Here is a 16,473-nt window from a genome sequence, read left to right on the forward strand (position 1 = left end):
CGCTGGATCCCGATAGCAGCCGCCTCATGATCGAAGACAATGGCATTGGCATGAACGCTGCCGATCTCGCCGATGCGCTTGGCACGATCGCAAGGTCGGGCACCAAGAGCTTCATGGAACGGATCGCTAGTGTCGGAGGCAGCGAGGGAACGCAGCTGATCGGCCAGTTCGGTGTCGGTTTCTATTCCGCGTTCATGGTTGCCGGGAAGGTCGACGTGATCTCGCGCAAGGCGGGTGAGGCAGAAGCGGCGATCTGGTCGTCCGATGGTCTCGGCAGCTACACGATCGCCCCCATCGATGTGGAGGAAGCACCGGCCCGTGGCACACGCGTCGTCCTGCATCTGATGGAGGACGCGAAGGAGTATGCCGAGCGATACCGGATCGAACAGACGATCAAGTCGCAGTCCGGCCATGTCCCGGTGCCGATTTCGTTGCTCGAGAAGCCCGATGCCGAGCCCGTCGAGATCGCCGATGGCGCGGCGCTGTGGACCAAACCGCGCTCCGCGGTGACGGAAGCCGACTATGCCGACTTCTACCGCAGCGTGTCGGGTCAGTTCGATGATCCGGCGCTGACGCTGCATTACCGTGCCGAGGGCCGGCACGAATATTCGGTGCTCGCCTTCGTGCCCTCGACCAAACCGTTCGACCTGTTTGACCCCGATCGTTCGGGTCGCATGAAGCTTTACGTCAATCGCGTCTTCATCACCGATGAAGCCGAGTTGCTGCCGCGCTATATGCGCTTCGTACGCGGGCTGGTGGATTCGTCTGACCTGCCGCTCAACATGTCGCGCGAGATGATCCAGGAAAGCCCGATCCTCGCGACGATCAAGAAAGGCGTTACCGGAAAGATTCTCTCCGAACTGGAGAAGCGCGCCACGGCGGACAGCGATGCCTACCTCAAGATCTGGGAGACCTTCGGCGCGGTACTGAAGGAAGGTTTGTACGAGGATTACGAGCGCCGCCCGACACTGCTCAACCTCGCGCGCTTCAAGACGACCGCTTCAGAAGGCGGCTGGCGATCGCTTGCCGACTATGAGTCGTCCATCAAGGAGAACCAGACGGCGATCTTCTATGCCACCGGCAACGATCTCGATCGTCTCGCAACCTCCCCTCAGCTCGAAGGCTTCCGCGCAAGGGGTGTCGAGGTCCTGCTGCTTCCCGACCAGGTCGACAGTTTCTGGGTGACGTCCGGCATCGATTACAAGGGCAAGCCGTTCAAGTCGGTAACCCAGGGCGCAGCAGATCTCGGGCTGATCCCACTTCCCGAAGGCAGCACCGCGCCCGACGCTGCAGCAAGCGAGCAGGTCACGTCGTTTCTCAGCTTCGTCAAGACCACGCTCGACGATGCGGTTTCAGACGTTCGGACTTCGGACCGGTTGACCGATAGCGCTGTCTGCCTGGTCGCGTCGGAAAGCGGGATGGACCGCGAACTCGAACGACTGCTTGCGGCGTCAGGACGCGCGCCGGAGGCGGCCAAGCCTGTACTGGAGATCAACCCTCGCCACGAACTCATCGTGAAGCTAGCCGCCCTTGGTGACGCAGACGCGGACTTCCGGGCAGATGTTGCACGGTTGCTGTTCGACGAAGCGCAGATCGCCGATGGCGAGCAACCGGTAGATCCACGCGGTTTCGCGGCGCGCCTGGCGCGGGTCATCACGCGAGCGCTGCCATAATCTATCGGCGTGGTGCGGAGCGTTAACGCCCAATACCACCAACAGGCGGGGCGGCCGAACGGCCGCTCCGTCGCTTTCCGATGAATGGTCGGTCGATTGCGCCCGCTGTCGGACACCTGGAAATGTGGAGTTTGAAATTCGACCACTGCAGACCGCGCGCCGTTTCGGCGCCTGAAACCGGGTTCGTGTCGGTCTCACGTCTCCACACGCTCATGTGGGGGCCACCAAAGCCCCGGAAATACGGGTAGATTTTTGGGGTTGCCCGAAGGCTAAGTCATTGATTCAGCATGATAAAAATATTGGTGCCCAGAAGAGGACTCGAACCTCCACGACCTTGCGATCGCCAGCACCTGAAGCTGGTGCGTCTACCAATTCCGCCATCTGGGCACGGGGTAGGAGGGGGCCTCTAGGGGGTCGGCATGAACCTTGTCAACGGCCTTCTGCACGGGCAATGGACCGGCAACGGATTTCCGCTCGGGAATTCGGCACGCATATCATCCGGACGGACGGGAATCGATCGATGGCAGGGTTGGTGACGATCTTCGGCGGCGGGGGCTTTCTGGGCCGCTACGTCGTGCAGGAACTGCTGAAGGCGGGCGCACGCGTCCGTGTCGCGGGGCGCGATCCGAAAAACGCCTGGTTCCTCAAACCGCTCGGCGGCGTCGGCCAGACGCAGTTCGTCGCGGTCGACATCACCCGAGCCGACAGCGTCGCGCGCGCGGTGCAGGCTTCCACCGCGGTCATCAACCTCGTCGGCCTGCTCGCCGGCAAGTTCGATGCCGTCCATGTCGGTGGCGCACGCAACGTGGCGGAGGCGGCCCACGCCGCCGGCGCCGCGGCAATAGTCCAGGTCTCGGCGATCGGTGCCGATCCCGCCGCCGCCAGCACCTATGCCCGCAGCAAGGGCGAGGGCGAGGCCGCGGTCCGCACCGCATTCCCGAACGCCACCATCCTGCGCCCCTCGATCATCTTCGGGCCAGAGGACATGTTCGTGAACAAGTTCGCGCAGATGGCCCGCCTCCCCATCCTCCCCGTCCTGCGTGGCCCCGTGCTGTTCCAGCCGGCGTTCGTGGCCGACGTGGCGAAGGCCGTCGCCCGCGCCGCGCTCGATCCGCTCACCTATGGCGGCCGCACCTTCGAACTGGGCGGTCCGGACCGGATCAGCATGGAAGCACTCAACCGCTGGGTCGCCAAGCAGATCGGTCGCACCCCCGCGATCGTCCCGATCCCCGACGCGGTCGGCGCGATGATGGCAAAGGCCGGCCGCTTCATCCCCGGCGCACCGATCACGCAGGACCAGTGGCTGCTGCTCCAGTCCGACAATGTCGTCGCCCCGGATGCGGAAGGGTTCGCGGCATTCGGCATCGATCCGGTACCGCTCGCGGTCGTGGCCCCCGGCTGGCTCGTCCAGTATCGCCGCCAGGGCCGGTTCGCCACGGTCGACGCAACGGGCACCGGCGCAGTCTGATGGATCATTCGCTGCTCGTCATCATGCTCCTCGGCATCGTCGAGGGCCTGACGGAATTCATCCCCGTCTCATCGACGGGCCACCTGCTGCTCGCCGGCGAGCTGCTCGGCTTCAACTCGGCCTCTTCCGCCACGTTCGACATCGTGATCCAGCTCGGCGCGATCCTGGCTGTCGTGGTCCTCTACGCGCGCCGCTTCACCGCGGTCGCCACCGGCCTCGTCCGCCGCGATCCGCAGGCGATCCGCTTCGGCCGCAACGTCGTGCTCGGCTTCCTGCCCGCGCTCGTCATCGGCGCGCTGGCCTACAGCTCGATCAAGGCCATGATGCAGACCCCGATGGTCGTCGCGGTGGCGCTCGTCGTCGGCGGCATCGCGATCCTGGTGATCGAACGCCGCACCCGTGCGGTCGCGGTCACGTCGGTCGAGGACATGCCGTTCCGCACCGCGCTCGGTGTCGGCATCGTGCAGTGCCTTTCGATGATCCCCGGCGTCTCGCGCTCTGGCGCCACCATCATGGGCGCGCTGAGCCTTGGCGTCGATCGCCGCACCGCCGCGGAATACAGCTTCTTCCTTGCCATCCCGGTCATGCTCGCCGCGACGGCAAAGGAATTGTGGGAAACCCGCAACGCACTCGGCGACACCGACTGGACCGGCATCGCGATCGGCTTTGTCGTCTCGTTCGTCGTCGCGATGCTCGTCATCCGCGCCTTCCTCGCGATCGTCTCACGCCACGGTTTCGCGCCGTTCGCTTGGTACCGCATCGTCGTCGGCACGATCGCCATCCTTTGGCTTGCACTACGATAGGACCGAACCGGACCTGACTCATCGGCTGGAAGATGCGGGTGGGCGCAGAGTGCTTCGACACTCAGATTAAATAGGACAGCCTCACTGCACGACCGCTCGTTTAGGTCGTGACATCGGTCTCAGACTGCGACATTCGTGCGCCGCAAGAGGAGCATGCGATGGCAGACAACCCGATGTTGAGCTTCGTGCGGCTCGATCAGCATTACCCGGCCAAGCGCCCCGCCGCCGTGCGGGCCGAGGACTTCGCCGAAATCGCCGATCGCTACGCCCGCGACGATGCGGAGGCTCAGTCCTCACGCTGTTCGCAGTGCGGCGTCCCCTATTGCTCAACGCACTGCCCGCTCCACAACCACATCCCCGACTGGCTTCGCCTCACCGCGGAGGGCCGCCTGCGCGAGGCCTACGAACTCAGCAACGCGACCTCCACCATGCCCGAGATCTGCGGCCGCATCTGCCCTCAGGACCGGCTGTGCGAGGGCAACTGCGTCATCGAATTTTCCGGCCACGGCGCGGTCACGATCGGCTCGGTCGAAAAATACATCACCGACACCGCCTGGGCCGAAGGCTGGGTCGAACCAGTCCGCGTCGGGCCGGATCGCGGCCAGTCGATCGGCGTCATCGGTGCCGGCCCCGCCGGGCTCACCACCGCCGAACTGATGCGCGCGCGCGGGTACGAGGTCCATGTCTACGACCGCCACGACCGCGCCGGCGGGCTGCTCACCTACGGCATCCCCGGCTTCAAGCTGGAAAAGGACGTCGTCATGCGCCGTGTCGAGCGGCTGCGCGATGCCGGCATCGTCTTCCACCACGACTTCGCCGTCGGCCGCGACGCGACGCTCGCCGACCTGCGCGGCCGCCACGACGCCGTCCTGATCGCGACCGGCGTCTACCGCCCGCGCGCCATCAAGGCGCCCGGCGTCGGGGCCGGCGGCATCGTCGAATCGCTCGACTATCTCACTGCGTCCAACCGCAAGGGCTTCGGCGACGCGGTCCCGGCGTATGACGACGGCGCGCTCAACGCCGCGGGCAAGGACGTCGTCGTGATCGGCGGCGGCGACACCGCGATGGATTGCGTCCGCACCGCTATCCGTCAGGGTGCGAAGTCCGTGAAGTGCCTCTATCGCCGCGACCGCGCCAACATGCCGGGCTCTCAGCGCGAGGTGAAGAATGCCGAAGAGGAAGGCGTCGAATTCGTCTGGCTGTCCGGGCCGGAAGCCTTCCACGGCGACGCCCAGGTGACCGGCGTCGCCGCCACCCGCATGCGGCTCGGCGCCGCCGACGCGTCCGGCCGCCGTGCACCCGAACCCGACCCGGCCGGCGGCTTCCGCCTCGACGCCGATCTCGTGATCAAGGCACTCGGCTTCGATGCGGAGGACCTGCCCACGCTGTTCGGTTCGAACGAGCTGTCCGTCACGCGCTGGGGCACCGTCCGGATCGATCACAAGTCGATGCAGACCTCGATCGACGGCGTCTTCGCCGCCGGCGACATCGTCCGCGGCGCCTCGCTCGTCGTCTGGGCGATCCGCGACGGCCGTGACGTCGCCGACAAGATGCATGCCTACCTCCGTGCCAAGGCAAAGGCTGCAGCGGCACAGGAGCTGGTCCCGGCATGAGGCTGCAACCGGCCGACATCGACGCGATCAAGGCCGCCGCCGCCGAAACCTTCGGCGCGGACGCTGTCGTCCGGCTGTTCGGCAGCCGCGTCGACGATACCCTGCGCGGCGGAGACATCGACCTGCACGTCGAAACCGACCCGGTCACCGACGAATGGCACGCCCGCGACGCCTTCCTCGACCGCCTGTTCACGCAGATCGAGCGGCAAAAGGTCGACGTCGTCATCACCCAGCGCGGCGGCACGCCCCGCGGGTTCGAACGGATCGCCTATCGCGACGGGATCGTCTTGTGACACCCGAGGCTGACATCTCCGAACGCACCCTTGCCTTCCTGAACGACAGGAACCTGCCATGACCGACACCGCCTCCCCCGCCGAACGCGCCCGCATCGCCGAGCACGGCATGTACCGCCCCGAACTGGAGTCCGATGCATGCGGCGTCGGCCTCGTTGCCGCCACCGACGGCCGTGCCTCGCGCCGCGTCGTCGCCGCCGCGATCGAGGCGTTGAAGGCGGTCTGGCACCGCGGCGCGGTCGACGCGGACGGCAAGACCGGAGACGGCGCCGGGATCCATGTCGACCTGCCCGTCCGGTTCTTCGACGACGCGATCGAATATTCGGGCCACGAAACGCTCCCCAACCGGCTTGCCGTCGGCATGATCTTCCTGCCGCGCACCGATCTGGCCGCGCAGGAGGCCTGCCGCACGATCGTCGAGTCCGAGATCATCGACTTCGGCTACAGCATCTACGGCTGGCGCCAGGTGCCCGTCGACGTGTCGTGCATCGGCGAAAAGGCGCTGCTCACCCGCCCCGAGATCGAGCAGATCATGATCGCCGGCCCGCTGCCGGATGCCGAGGACGCGGCCGAGTTCGAGAAGAAGCTCTACCTCGTCCGCCGCCGGATCGAACGCAAGGTGATCGAGGCGCAGATCCAGGGCTTCTACATCTGCTCGCTGTCGTGCCGATCGATCGTCTACAAGGGCCTGTTCCTGGCCGAGGAACTGTCGATCTTCTACCCGGACCTGCAGGACGAACGCTTCGTCAGCCGCGTCGCGATCTTCCACCAGCGCTACTCCACCAACACCTTCCCCCAGTGGTGGCTGGCGCAACCGTTCCGCACGCTCGCGCATAACGGTGAGATCAACACGATCCGCGGCAACAAGAACTGGATGAAGAGCCACGAGATCAAGATGGCCAGCCTCGCGTTCGGCGAGCATTCGGAGGAGATCAAGCCGCTGATCCCGGCCGGCGCCTCCGATACCGCGGCGCTTGATGCGGTGTTCGAGGCGATCTGCCGCTCCGGCCGCGACGCGCCGACCGCAAAGCTGATGCTCGTCCCCGAAGCGTGGCAGAACGACCCCTCGCTCGATCCGCAGGTCGCCGCGATGTACCGCTATTTCGGGTCGGTCATGGAACCGTGGGACGGTCCCGCCGCGCTCGCCATGACCGACGGCCGCTGGGCCGTGGCCGGCGTCGACCGCAACGCGCTGCGTCCGCTCCGCACCACGCTCACCGCCGATCACCTGCTCATCGTCGGGTCCGAAACCGGCATGGTACTGGTGCCGGAGGCGACCGTCGCCGCCAAGGGCCGCATGGGCCCAGGCCAGATGATCGCGGTCGATCTCGATACCGGCACGCTGTTCATGGATGCCGACATCAAGGCGCGCATCGCGGCGGAACAGCCGTACAGCGAATGGGTCGCCGGCTTCCGCACGCTCGCCGACCTCACGCCGCCGGCCGACCCGGACGTGCCGCGCTATGCCCGCCCCGACCTCCTCCGCCGCCAGGTTGCGGCCGGGCAGTCGATGGAGGACATGGAGCTGATCCTCAGCCCCCAGGTCGAGGAGGCCAAGGAAGCGATCGGATCGATGGGCGACGACACGCCGCTCGCCGTCATCTCGGACAAGGCGCGGCTGATCAGCCAGTTCTTCCGCCAGAATTTCAGCCAGGTCACCAACCCGCCGATCGACCCGCTGCGCGAACGGCACGTGATGAGCCTCCAGACCCGCTTCGGCAATCTGGCCAACATCCTCGACACCGACGCGCAGCAGTCGAACGTGCTCGTCCTGCCCTCCCCCGTCCTCACCTCGCGCGAATGGTCGACGCTGAAGGCGCATTTCGGCGCGTCCACCGCAACGATCGACTGCACCTTCGGCCAGGACGACGGCCCTGACGCGCTCCGTGCCGCCATCGCGCGCATCCGCCGCGACGCCGAACAGGCGGTCCGTGAAGGCCACACCGAACTGTTCCTGACCGACGAGGGCGTCGGCCCGGACCGGGTTGCGATCGCCATGGTGCTCGCCGCCGCCGCGGTCCACACCCACCTCGTCCGCCGCGGCCTGCGCTCCTACGCGTCGATCAACGTGCGCTCGGCCGAATGCCTCGACACCCATTATTTCGCGGTGCTGATCGGCGTCGGTGCCACCACCGTGAACGCCTATCTGGCCGAGGCCGCGATCGCGGACCGCCAGGCACGCGGCCTGTTCGGCGACCTGACGCTCGACGACTGCCTCTATCGCCACCGCAAGGCGATCGACGAGGGGCTGCTCAAGATCATGTCCAAAATGGGCATCGCGGTCATCAGCAGCTACCGCGGCGGCTACAACTTCGAAGCGGTCGGCCTCAGCCGCGCGCTGGTCAACGACCTGTTCCCCGGCATGCCCGCCAAGATCTCGGGCGAAGGCTATGCCTCGCTGCAACTGAACGCCCTCATGCGCCACGAACTGGCGTGGGACGACACCGTCGTGGCACTCCCCGTCGGCGGCTTCTACCGCCAGCGCGCGGGCGGCGAAGCGCACGCCTATTCCGCGCAGCTGATGCACCTGCTCCAGACCGCGGTCGGCACCGACAGCTATTCGACCTACCTGCAATTCGCGCGCGGCGTGAGGGACCTGCCGCCGATCTACCTCCGCGATCTGATGGAGTTCAACTGGGCCAAGGAGCCCATCGCGATCGACAGCGTCGAGGCGATCACCGAGATCCGCAAGCGCTTCCTCACCCCCGGCATGTCGCTCGGCGCGTTGTCGCCGGAGGCCCACGAAACGCTCGCCATCGCGATGAACCGGATCGGCGCAAAGGCCGTGTCGGGCGAGGGCGGGGAAGACCGCAAGCGCTACACGCCGTATGAAAACGGCGACAACGCCAACAGCGCGATCAAGCAGGTCGCCTCGGGCCGGTTCGGCGTCACCGCCGAATATCTCGGCGCCGCAGAGGAACTGGAGATCAAGGTCGCGCAGGGCGCCAAGCCCGGCGAGGGCGGCCAGCTGCCCGGCTTCAAGGTGACCGAGATGATCGCCCGCCTGCGTCACTCGACGCCCGGCGTCACGCTCATCTCGCCCCCGCCCCACCACGACATCTATTCGATCGAGGATCTGGCGCAGCTCATCTACGACCTGAAGCAGATCAACCCGCGCGCCCGCGTCTGCGTGAAGCTCGTCTCGTCCGCCGGCATCGGCACCGTCGCGGCGGGCGTGGCGAAGGCGCACGCCGACGTCATCCTCGTCTCCGGTCATGTCGGCGGCACCGCGGCCTCGCCCCAGACCTCGATCAAATATGCCGGCACGCCGTGGGAAATGGGCCTGTCCGAAACCAATCAGGTGCTCACGCTGAATGGTCTCCGCCACCGCGTGAAGCTGCGCACCGACGGCGGGCTCAAGACCGGGCGCGACATCGTCATCGCCGCGATCCTGGGCGCGGAGGAATTCGGCATCGGCACGCTGTCGCTCGTTGCGATGGGCTGCATCATGGTCCGCCAGTGTCATTCGAACACCTGCCCGGTCGGCGTCTGCACGCAGGACGATGCGCTCCGCGGCAAGTTCGTCGGCACACCCGAAAAGGTCATCAACCTGATGACCTTCATGGCGGAGGAGGTGCGCGAGATACTCGCCAAGCTCGGCGTCCGCTCGCTCGACGACATCATCGGCCGCACCGAACTGCTCCGCCAGGTCAGCCGCGGGCACGAGCATCTCGACGATCTCGATCTCAACCCCATCCTGGCCAAGGTCGATGCAGACGACAGCAAGCGCCGCTTCGCCATCGCCACCTTCCGCAACGACGTGCCCGACAGCCTCGATGCGCAGATGATCCTCGACGCGCGCGCCGTATTCGAACGACGCGAAAAGATGCAGCTGACCTACACCGTCCGCAACACGCACCGCGCGGTCGGCACCCGGCTGTCGTCGGAGATCACCGCCAAATACGGCATGTCCGCACTCGCCGACGGCCACGTCACGATCCGGCTCCGTGGTTCCGCGGGCCAATCGCTCGGCGCGTTCCTCTGCAAGGGCATCAAGCTCGAAGTCTTCGGCGACGCCAACGACTATGTCGGCAAGGGGCTCTCCGGCGGCGTCATCTCGGTCCGCCCGATGGTCTCCTCCCCGCTCGACACGCGCAGCAACACCATCCTCGGCAACACCGTCCTGTACGGCGCGACCAGCGGCAAGCTGTTCGCCGCCGGTCAGGCGGGCGAGCGGTTCGCGGTGCGCAACTCCGGCGCGACCGTCGTGGTCGAAGGCTGCGGCGCCAACGGCTGCGAATATATGACCGGCGGCACCGCGGTGATCCTGGGCGACACGGGTGCCAACTTCGGCGCGGGCATGACCGGCGGCATGGCCTTCATCCTCGACGAGGACGGCGCCTTCCCCGCCCGCGCCAACCCCGAAAGCATCGTCTGGCAACGCCTGGCATCGGCGCATTGGGAGGCCCGCCTGAAGGCCATGGTCGCCGAACACGCCGTCGCCACCGACAGCCGCTGGGCCAACACCATCCTCGACGACTGGGACCGCTACGCCGGCAGCTTCTGGCAAGTCTGCCCGAAGGAAATGCTGACGCGGCTGGATCACCCCCTCGACGACACACCAGAAGTGCAGGCCGCGGAGTAACCGCACCAGAAAAGCCCTCTCCCCTCCGGGGAGAGGGTTGGGAAAGGGGCTTGGCGGCAGCGAACGTCGTCAAAGTCATCGCATCGCGTTTCGCCAAACGCCAACTCACCATCGCGACCCAGAACACCCCAAGCCACGCCCCCCGAAAGGGGGAGGGAGCCAAGCAAAAAGCCCTCCCCCACCGGGGGGAGGGTTGGGTGGGGGGCGCGGCTTGACGAAACATCACCCCACACGCGCCCAACAGATTCGCGAAACCCAAAACCAACAAAAAAGAACCGACTAGCGCCCCCCGCCCCCCGCGCTATGAACGCCACACCATGTGGCAACTTCATCAATTCCCGCTCTGCCCCTTCTCGCGCAAGGTCCGGCTCCTCCTGGGGGAGAAGGGGGTCGGCTACGAACTCATCCGCGAATCACCCTGGGCGCGGCGCGACGAGTTTCTCGACATGAACCCCGCTGGCCAGACGCCCGTCATGACCGACGCCGTCGCCGGCCTGACGCTGATCGATTCAACCGCGATCTGCGAATATCTCGAAGAGACGATCGACAAGGCGCCGATGCTCAACGGCCCGGCCGCCAACCGCGCCGAGATCCGCCGCCTCGTCGCCTGGTTCGACGAGAAAGTGTATAACGAGGTCGTCGCCCCGTTGATGCTCGAACGCATGCTCAAACGCATCGTCCACCGCGCCGCGCCCGACGCCAAGATGCTGCGCGAGGCGATGAAGGTCGCCAACAGCCATCTCGACTATGTCGACTGGCTGCTCGACCATCGCCGCTGGATCGGTGGCCCCGTCCTGAGCCTCGCCGACCTCGCCGCTGCGGCGCATCTGTCGGTCGCCGATTATCTCGGCGGCATCGACTGGCGCGGCCACGACCGCACGAAGGAATGGTACGCCGCCCTCAAAAGCCGTCCCAGCTTCCGCCCGCTACTCAGCGAACGCATGGAAATCGTCACCCCGCCCCCGCATTATGACAAGGTGGATTTCTAGGAACGGCACCGAACCTCCCTAGCCCCTCCCCTTCAGGGGAGGGGCTAGGAAACAGCCAGCTTCGCCACCCCATGCTCCACAGTCGCCACCGCACGCGTGCTCACCTGACCACCCGGCCGCGACACCTGGTCCACCACGCGGAACCGCGACTCCCACCGATCCGGCGTCACCGAACACAGCAGATACCCGCGCTGGTCGTTGGTGAACTTCAGCTGCGGGTTGTGCGCCCGCATCTGCGGATCGGTCCGCCGCTTGTCCTGCCCGTCGCCACCCGACGTGATCGAGGTCGACACGAACTCGACGGCCACCGCCTCGCCCTTCGCGGTCGCCAGTTCGCCGGCATAATTCTGATGCTCGTCGCCGGTCAGCACCACGACGTTGCCCAGCCCACGGCAGCGTTCCAGCATCCGTTCGCGTGGGCTCAGATACCCGGCCCAGCTGTCCATGTTGCGGGTCGGCTGCGGCTCGTCGCCCGTCCGCCGGTCGAGCCGCATCATCATCACCTGCTGCGCCAGCGTATTCCACCGCGCACGCTTCTCGCGCAACGCCGCGTCCAGCCACTTCTCCTGCACCGTGCCCAGCACCTGCGCCTTCGGATCGGACGTGCCGGCGCAGTCCGCCTCGAACCCGTCGCCGCATGGCTGGTCGGTCCGGAACTGGCGCGTATCGAGGAAGTGTGCGTCGAGCAGCTGGCCGTACCGCGCCCGGCGGTACATCGAAATGCCCGCCCCGGTCGGCATCATGCTCGCCCGCACCGGGCTATGTTCGTACCACGCCTGGAACGCGGCCGCGCGCCGCAACAGGAAGACGCCCGACGGGGTGTCGTTCTCGTCGATGCTGCCGACCCAGTTGTTCTCGACCTCATGGTCGTCGAACGTCGTCCACCATGGTGCCGCCGCATGCGCCGCCTGCAGGTCCGGGTCCTGTTTGTACTGCGCATAACGCCGGCGATAATCGTCGATGCTGTAGATCTCGTCGCCGATATGCGACCGCACGAACGTCCGCGGCAGGCCGTCATAGCCGATCGGCATCGGCGACGAACGCCGCTCGTAGATGTAATCGCCGTAATGGAAGACGAAATCGACGTCTTCCTGGCTCAGGTGACGGTAGGCGGTGAACAGCCCGTCCTCATAATGCTGGCACCCGGCCACGCCGAACGTCAGCTTGGCGATGTCCGCGCCGGCCAGCGGCGTCGTCTTGGCCCGCCCCGCGCTGCTCCGCTCGCGCCCCACGTTGAACCGGTACCAGTAAGGCCGGTCGGGCAGCAGCCCCGCCACTTCGACGTGCACCGAATGGGCCAGCTCCGGCCGCGCGATCGCCTTGCCCTTCTGCACGATCGTCTTGAACGCGGAGTCGCTCGCCACCACCCAGTCGACCTCGATCGGCGCCATCGGCACGCCGCCACCGTCGACCAGCGGATCGGGCGCCAGCCGCGTCCAGATCACGAACCCGTCCGGCGCCGGATCGCCCGACGCCACACCCAGCCGGAACGGATATTGCGTGAACAGCATCTGCGTCTGCGCGCGCAGGATGGCCGGCGCGGCAAGACCGGTGGCAGCGATCCCGCCGATCAAAGTGCGGCGGGTGATTTTTTCGAGAGTCATACTCAGCCTTCTTCCCCCCTCCCTTTTAAGGGAGGGGCCGGGGGTGGGTGCTACGCCGTCACGTCGGCCGCCCGCGAAGGAGTAGCCACACCCAACCCCTCCCTAGGATGGACAGCAGACTAAACCCGCACCGCCGTCAGCAGATAATTCATCCGCACGTCGTCGCTCAGGGTGAACCCCTTGGTCGCGGACAATGACAGACCCGTGACATCCGTCACCCGCATCCCGGCGGCGGCCAGCATCGCGGTCAGCTCGTCCGGTGTCAGGAACCGGTCCCAGTCATGCGTCCCCTTCGGGATCAGCCGGCCGATATCCTCGCCCACCGTGATCAGCGCCAGCTTCGACAGCGCGGTCCGGTTCGGCGTCGACATCACCAGCGCGCCACCGTCCGCTAGCGCCGCCGCCAGCCCGCGCACGAACGCCGGCTGGTCGGTCACATGCTCGATTACCTCCATCGAACAAACCAGGTCGAACCGTTCGTCCGCGGCCATCCCCTCGATCCCGCCGGCGCGGTAATCGATCGCCAGCCCCTGTCCCGCGGCATGCACCCGTGCCGCGGCGATCGTCTCGGCCGCACTGTCGATCCCCATCGCCTCGGCCCCCATCCGCGCCAGCGGCTCGGTCAGCAGTCCGGCGCCGCACCCCACGTCGAGCGCACGCCGGCCCGACAGCGGGCGCAACGCGGTCGGGTCGGTCCCCCAATGCCGGTCGATCGCCGCGCGGACATAGCCCAGCCGCACGGGGTTCAGCCGGTGCAGCATCTTCGACGATCCGTTCGGATCCCACCATTCCGCGGCCATGGCGCCAAAATGCGCGGCCCCCTTCGGATCGATCGTTGCGGGCAGCGTCGTGGTTGCGTTCATATCTTGCGTTCCCTATCAGGTCCCGGCCCCGCGTTCTTGGCGGGTTTAGCGAAGGATTTGCGCCGCAGCCATGGCACGTATCGTGATGAAGTTCGGCGGAACGTCGATGGCCGGGATCGAACGCATCCGCAACGTGGCCCGCCGCATCAAGCATGAGGTCGACGCCGGCCACCAGGTCGCCGTCGTGGTCTCCGCCATGTCGGGCGAAACCGACCGGCTCGTCAATTTCTGTCGGGAGGCCTCGCCGCTCTACGACCCGCGCGAATATGACGTGGTCGTCGCGTCCGGCGAACAGGTGACCTCCGGCCTGCTCGCCATCGCGCTCCAGGCGATCGGCGTCCCCGCCCGCTCCTGGCTCGGCTGGCAGCTCCCGATCCACACGTCGGACGCGCACGCGTCCGCCCGGATCGGCGAGATCGAGACGGCATGGCTCAAGGACGGCGAGGTCGCGGTGATCCCAGGCTTCCAGGGCCTGACCGACGACAACCGCATCTCCACGCTCGGCCGCGGCGGGTCCGACACCTCCGCCGTCGCGGTGGCCGCCGCGATCAAGGCCGACCGATGCGACATCTACACCGACGTCGACGGCGTCTACACCACCGACCCGCGCATCGTGCCGCGCGCGCGCAAGCTGAAGAAGGTGACGTACGAGGAGATGCTCGAACTCGCCTCGGTCGGCGCGAAGGTCCTGCAGACCCGCTCGGTCGGCCTGGCGATGAAGGAAGGGGTCCGCGTCCAGGTCCTGTCCTCCTTCGACGAACCCGGCCCCAACGAAACCCCCGGCACGATGATCGTCGGGGAACAGGAGATTGACGACGTGGAACGCCAGCACATCACCGGCATCGCGCACGACAAGAACGAGGCGAAGGTGACGCTGATCGCCGTCCCCGACCGCCCCGGCGCGGTCGCGACGATCTTCTCGCCGCTCGCCGACGCCAGCATCAACGTCGACATGATCGTCCAGAACGTCGCGCACGACACCGGCTCGACGGACGTCACCTTCACCGTGCCGATGGCCGAACTGACCCGCGCGATCGACGTGCTGGAACGGCAGCGTGAAACGATCGGCTTTACCAAGCTGGTCCACGACACCGCCGTCACCAAGATCTCGGTCGTCGGCGTCGGCATGCGCAGCCACGCCGGCGTCGCCGCGATGATGTTCAAATCGCTCGCCGACCGCGGCATCAACATCCTCGCGATCACCACGTCGGAGATCAAGGTCAGCGTCCTGATCCACGAGGACTACACCGAACTCGCCGTCCGCGTCCTCCACACCGCCTACGGCCTCGACGCCGAAGACGCCGCGTAAACCCTTCTCAAGGGTGCCCCGGCCCTTCTTCCCCCCTCCCTTTCAAGAGTTCACCCATCGATCAGGTCGAAACTGCCCCCGGCAGTTTCTCAATCATGCCGGGGGCATGATTGACCTGATCGATGGGTGAACTGGGCTGGGGGTGGGTCGGCGAGCGCAGACTCGCCGTCCGACACGAGTTTCACACGCTCCCCCCCGAGCCACTCCCTTGAAAGCCCAAGGGAAGAAGCCCAGAACCACCGCATGACATCATCCCACACCCGCCTCGACGCCCTCATGCACCGCGGCACCGATTTCCTCGGCACCCGCTACGCCATCATGGCCGGCGCCATGTCGTGGGTCAGCGAACGCAACCTCGTCTCCGCCATCTCGAACGCCGGCGGCTTCGGCGTCATCGCGTGCGGTGCCATGACCCCCGAACTGCTCGATACCGAGATCGCCGCGACCAAGGCGATGACGGACAAGCCGTTCGGCGTGAACCTCATCACCATGCACCCGGCGCTGAACGACCTGATCGAGGTCTGCGCCCGCCATAATGTCGGCCACGTCGTGCTCGCCGGCGGGCTGCCGCCGGCGGGCGCGATCGACCGGATCAAGGGCTCCGGCGCGAAACTCGTCTGCTTCGCTCCCGCACTCTCGCTTGCGAAGAAGCTCGTCCGCTCCGGCATCGACGCGCTGGTGATCGAGGGGAACGAGGCCGGCGGCCACATCGGCCCGGTCTCCACCAGCATCCTGGCGCAGGAGATCCTGCCCGACATCGCGCCTTTGATCCCCGTGTTCGTCGCGGGCGGCATCGGCCGCGGCGAGGCGATCGCCGGCTATCTCGAAATGGGTGCCGCCGGGGTTCAGCTCGGCACGCGCTTCGTCTGCGCCACCGAATCGATCGCCCACCCGAACTTCAAGAAGGCGTTCATCCGCGCCTCGGCCCGCGACGCGGTCGCCAGCGTCCAGCTCGACGCCCGCCTCCCCGTCATCCCGGTCCGTGCACTTCGCAACGCCTCGACCGAATTGTTCACCGCCAAGCAACGCGAAGTCGCCGGCCATCTCGACGAAAAGCGCCTCGAAATGCTCGAGGCCCAGCTCCAGATCGAACATTACTGGGCCGGGGCGCTGCGCCGCGCGGTCGTCGACGGCGACGTCGAAAACGGCTCCGTCATGGCCGGCCAGTCCGTCGGCATGGTCAAGAGAGAAGAACCCGCCGCCGACATCCTCGGCACGCTGGTCGCCGAAGCCGCCACCGCCCTCGAAAAACGCGCCGCCTGACCGGGCCGGC

Annotated in this window: 11 protein-coding genes and 1 tRNA gene; 9 read left to right on the top strand and 3 right to left on the bottom strand. The window is 66.8% G+C overall.

Annotation, left to right across the window (positions count from 1 at the left end; genetic code table 11):
* Nucleotides 1-1,673: molecular chaperone HtpG (gene htpG, locus IEX50_RS10540; RefSeq protein WP_188699463.1), on the top strand; the 1,673-nt coding region annotated here is incomplete at its 5' end.
* A 300-nt stretch (nt 1,674-1,973) separates the two neighbouring features.
* Here the strand turns inward: htpG and IEX50_RS10545 are convergent.
* Nucleotides 1,974-2,060: transfer RNA gene (locus tag IEX50_RS10545), tRNA-Leu, on the bottom strand.
* Nucleotides 2,061-2,193: 133 nt separating this feature from the next.
* Here IEX50_RS10545 and IEX50_RS10550 point away from each other — a divergent pair.
* The 6 genes from IEX50_RS10550 to IEX50_RS10575 all read left to right on the top strand — a co-directional run bounded on the left by IEX50_RS10550 (nt 2,194) and on the right by IEX50_RS10575 (nt 11,424).
* Complete coding sequence (locus IEX50_RS10550) at nt 2,194-3,141, top strand: complex I NDUFA9 subunit family protein (protein ID WP_157175893.1); 948 nt, start codon at nt 2,194-2,196, stop codon at nt 3,139-3,141.
* Nucleotides 3,141-3,944: an undecaprenyl-diphosphate phosphatase gene (locus tag IEX50_RS10555; RefSeq protein ID WP_157175894.1), complete on the top strand. Its 804-nt coding sequence runs from the start codon at nt 3,141-3,143 to the stop codon at nt 3,942-3,944. Before IEX50_RS10550 ends, IEX50_RS10555 begins: the two co-directional genes overlap by 1 nt.
* 158 nt (nt 3,945-4,102) lie before the next feature.
* Entirely contained in the window at nt 4,103-5,557 is a 1,455-nt protein-coding gene (locus IEX50_RS10560; protein ID WP_157175895.1) for an NAD(P)-dependent oxidoreductase, read from the top strand.
* Nucleotides 5,554-5,850 (top strand): nucleotidyltransferase domain-containing protein, encoded by a 297-nt coding sequence (locus IEX50_RS10565; protein WP_157175896.1) that lies wholly within the window; start codon nt 5,554-5,556, stop codon nt 5,848-5,850. The genes IEX50_RS10560 and IEX50_RS10565 overlap by 4 nt, the downstream gene beginning before the upstream one ends.
* A 58-nt stretch (nt 5,851-5,908) precedes the next feature.
* On the top strand, nt 5,909-10,435 hold the full coding sequence (gltB, locus tag IEX50_RS10570; RefSeq protein WP_157175897.1) for a glutamate synthase large subunit: 4,527 nt from the start codon (nt 5,909-5,911) through the stop codon (nt 10,433-10,435).
* Nucleotides 10,436-10,752: 317 nt separating this feature from the next.
* A complete protein-coding gene (locus tag IEX50_RS10575) occupies nt 10,753-11,424 on the top strand; it encodes a glutathione S-transferase family protein (protein ID WP_157175898.1) in 672 nt (223 codons plus the stop codon).
* Nucleotides 11,425-11,468: 44 nt separating this feature from the next.
* Here IEX50_RS10575 and IEX50_RS10580 read toward each other — a convergent pair whose 3' ends face one another.
* Together IEX50_RS10580 and ubiG are read right to left on the bottom strand one after the other, a co-directional pair.
* Nucleotides 11,469-13,028, bottom strand: coding sequence for an alkaline phosphatase D family protein (locus IEX50_RS10580; protein WP_184075242.1), 1,560 nt, complete (start codon nt 13,026-13,028; stop codon nt 11,469-11,471).
* Nucleotides 13,029-13,147: 119 nt separating this feature from the next.
* On the bottom strand, nt 13,148-13,891 hold the full coding sequence (ubiG, locus tag IEX50_RS10585; RefSeq protein ID WP_157175899.1) for a bifunctional 2-polyprenyl-6-hydroxyphenol methylase/3-demethylubiquinol 3-O-methyltransferase UbiG: 744 nt from the start codon (nt 13,889-13,891) through the stop codon (nt 13,148-13,150).
* A gap of 70 nt (nt 13,892-13,961) precedes the next feature.
* Between ubiG and IEX50_RS10590 the strand changes: the two genes are divergently transcribed.
* Together IEX50_RS10590 and IEX50_RS10595 are read left to right on the top strand one after the other, a co-directional pair.
* Nucleotides 13,962-15,200: an aspartate kinase gene (locus IEX50_RS10590; protein ID WP_157175900.1), complete on the top strand. Its 1,239-nt coding sequence runs from the start codon at nt 13,962-13,964 to the stop codon at nt 15,198-15,200.
* A 243-nt stretch (nt 15,201-15,443) separates the two neighbouring features.
* Nucleotides 15,444-16,463 (top strand): NAD(P)H-dependent flavin oxidoreductase, encoded by a 1,020-nt coding sequence (locus IEX50_RS10595; protein WP_184075240.1) that lies wholly within the window; start codon nt 15,444-15,446, stop codon nt 16,461-16,463.
* Nucleotides 16,464-16,473: the final 10 nt, after the last annotated feature.

The sequence above is a fragment of the Sphingomonas prati genome (assembly GCF_014643515.1).
In the GTDB taxonomy this organism is placed as follows: Bacteria; Pseudomonadota; Alphaproteobacteria; order Sphingomonadales; family Sphingomonadaceae; genus Sphingomonas_R; species Sphingomonas_R prati.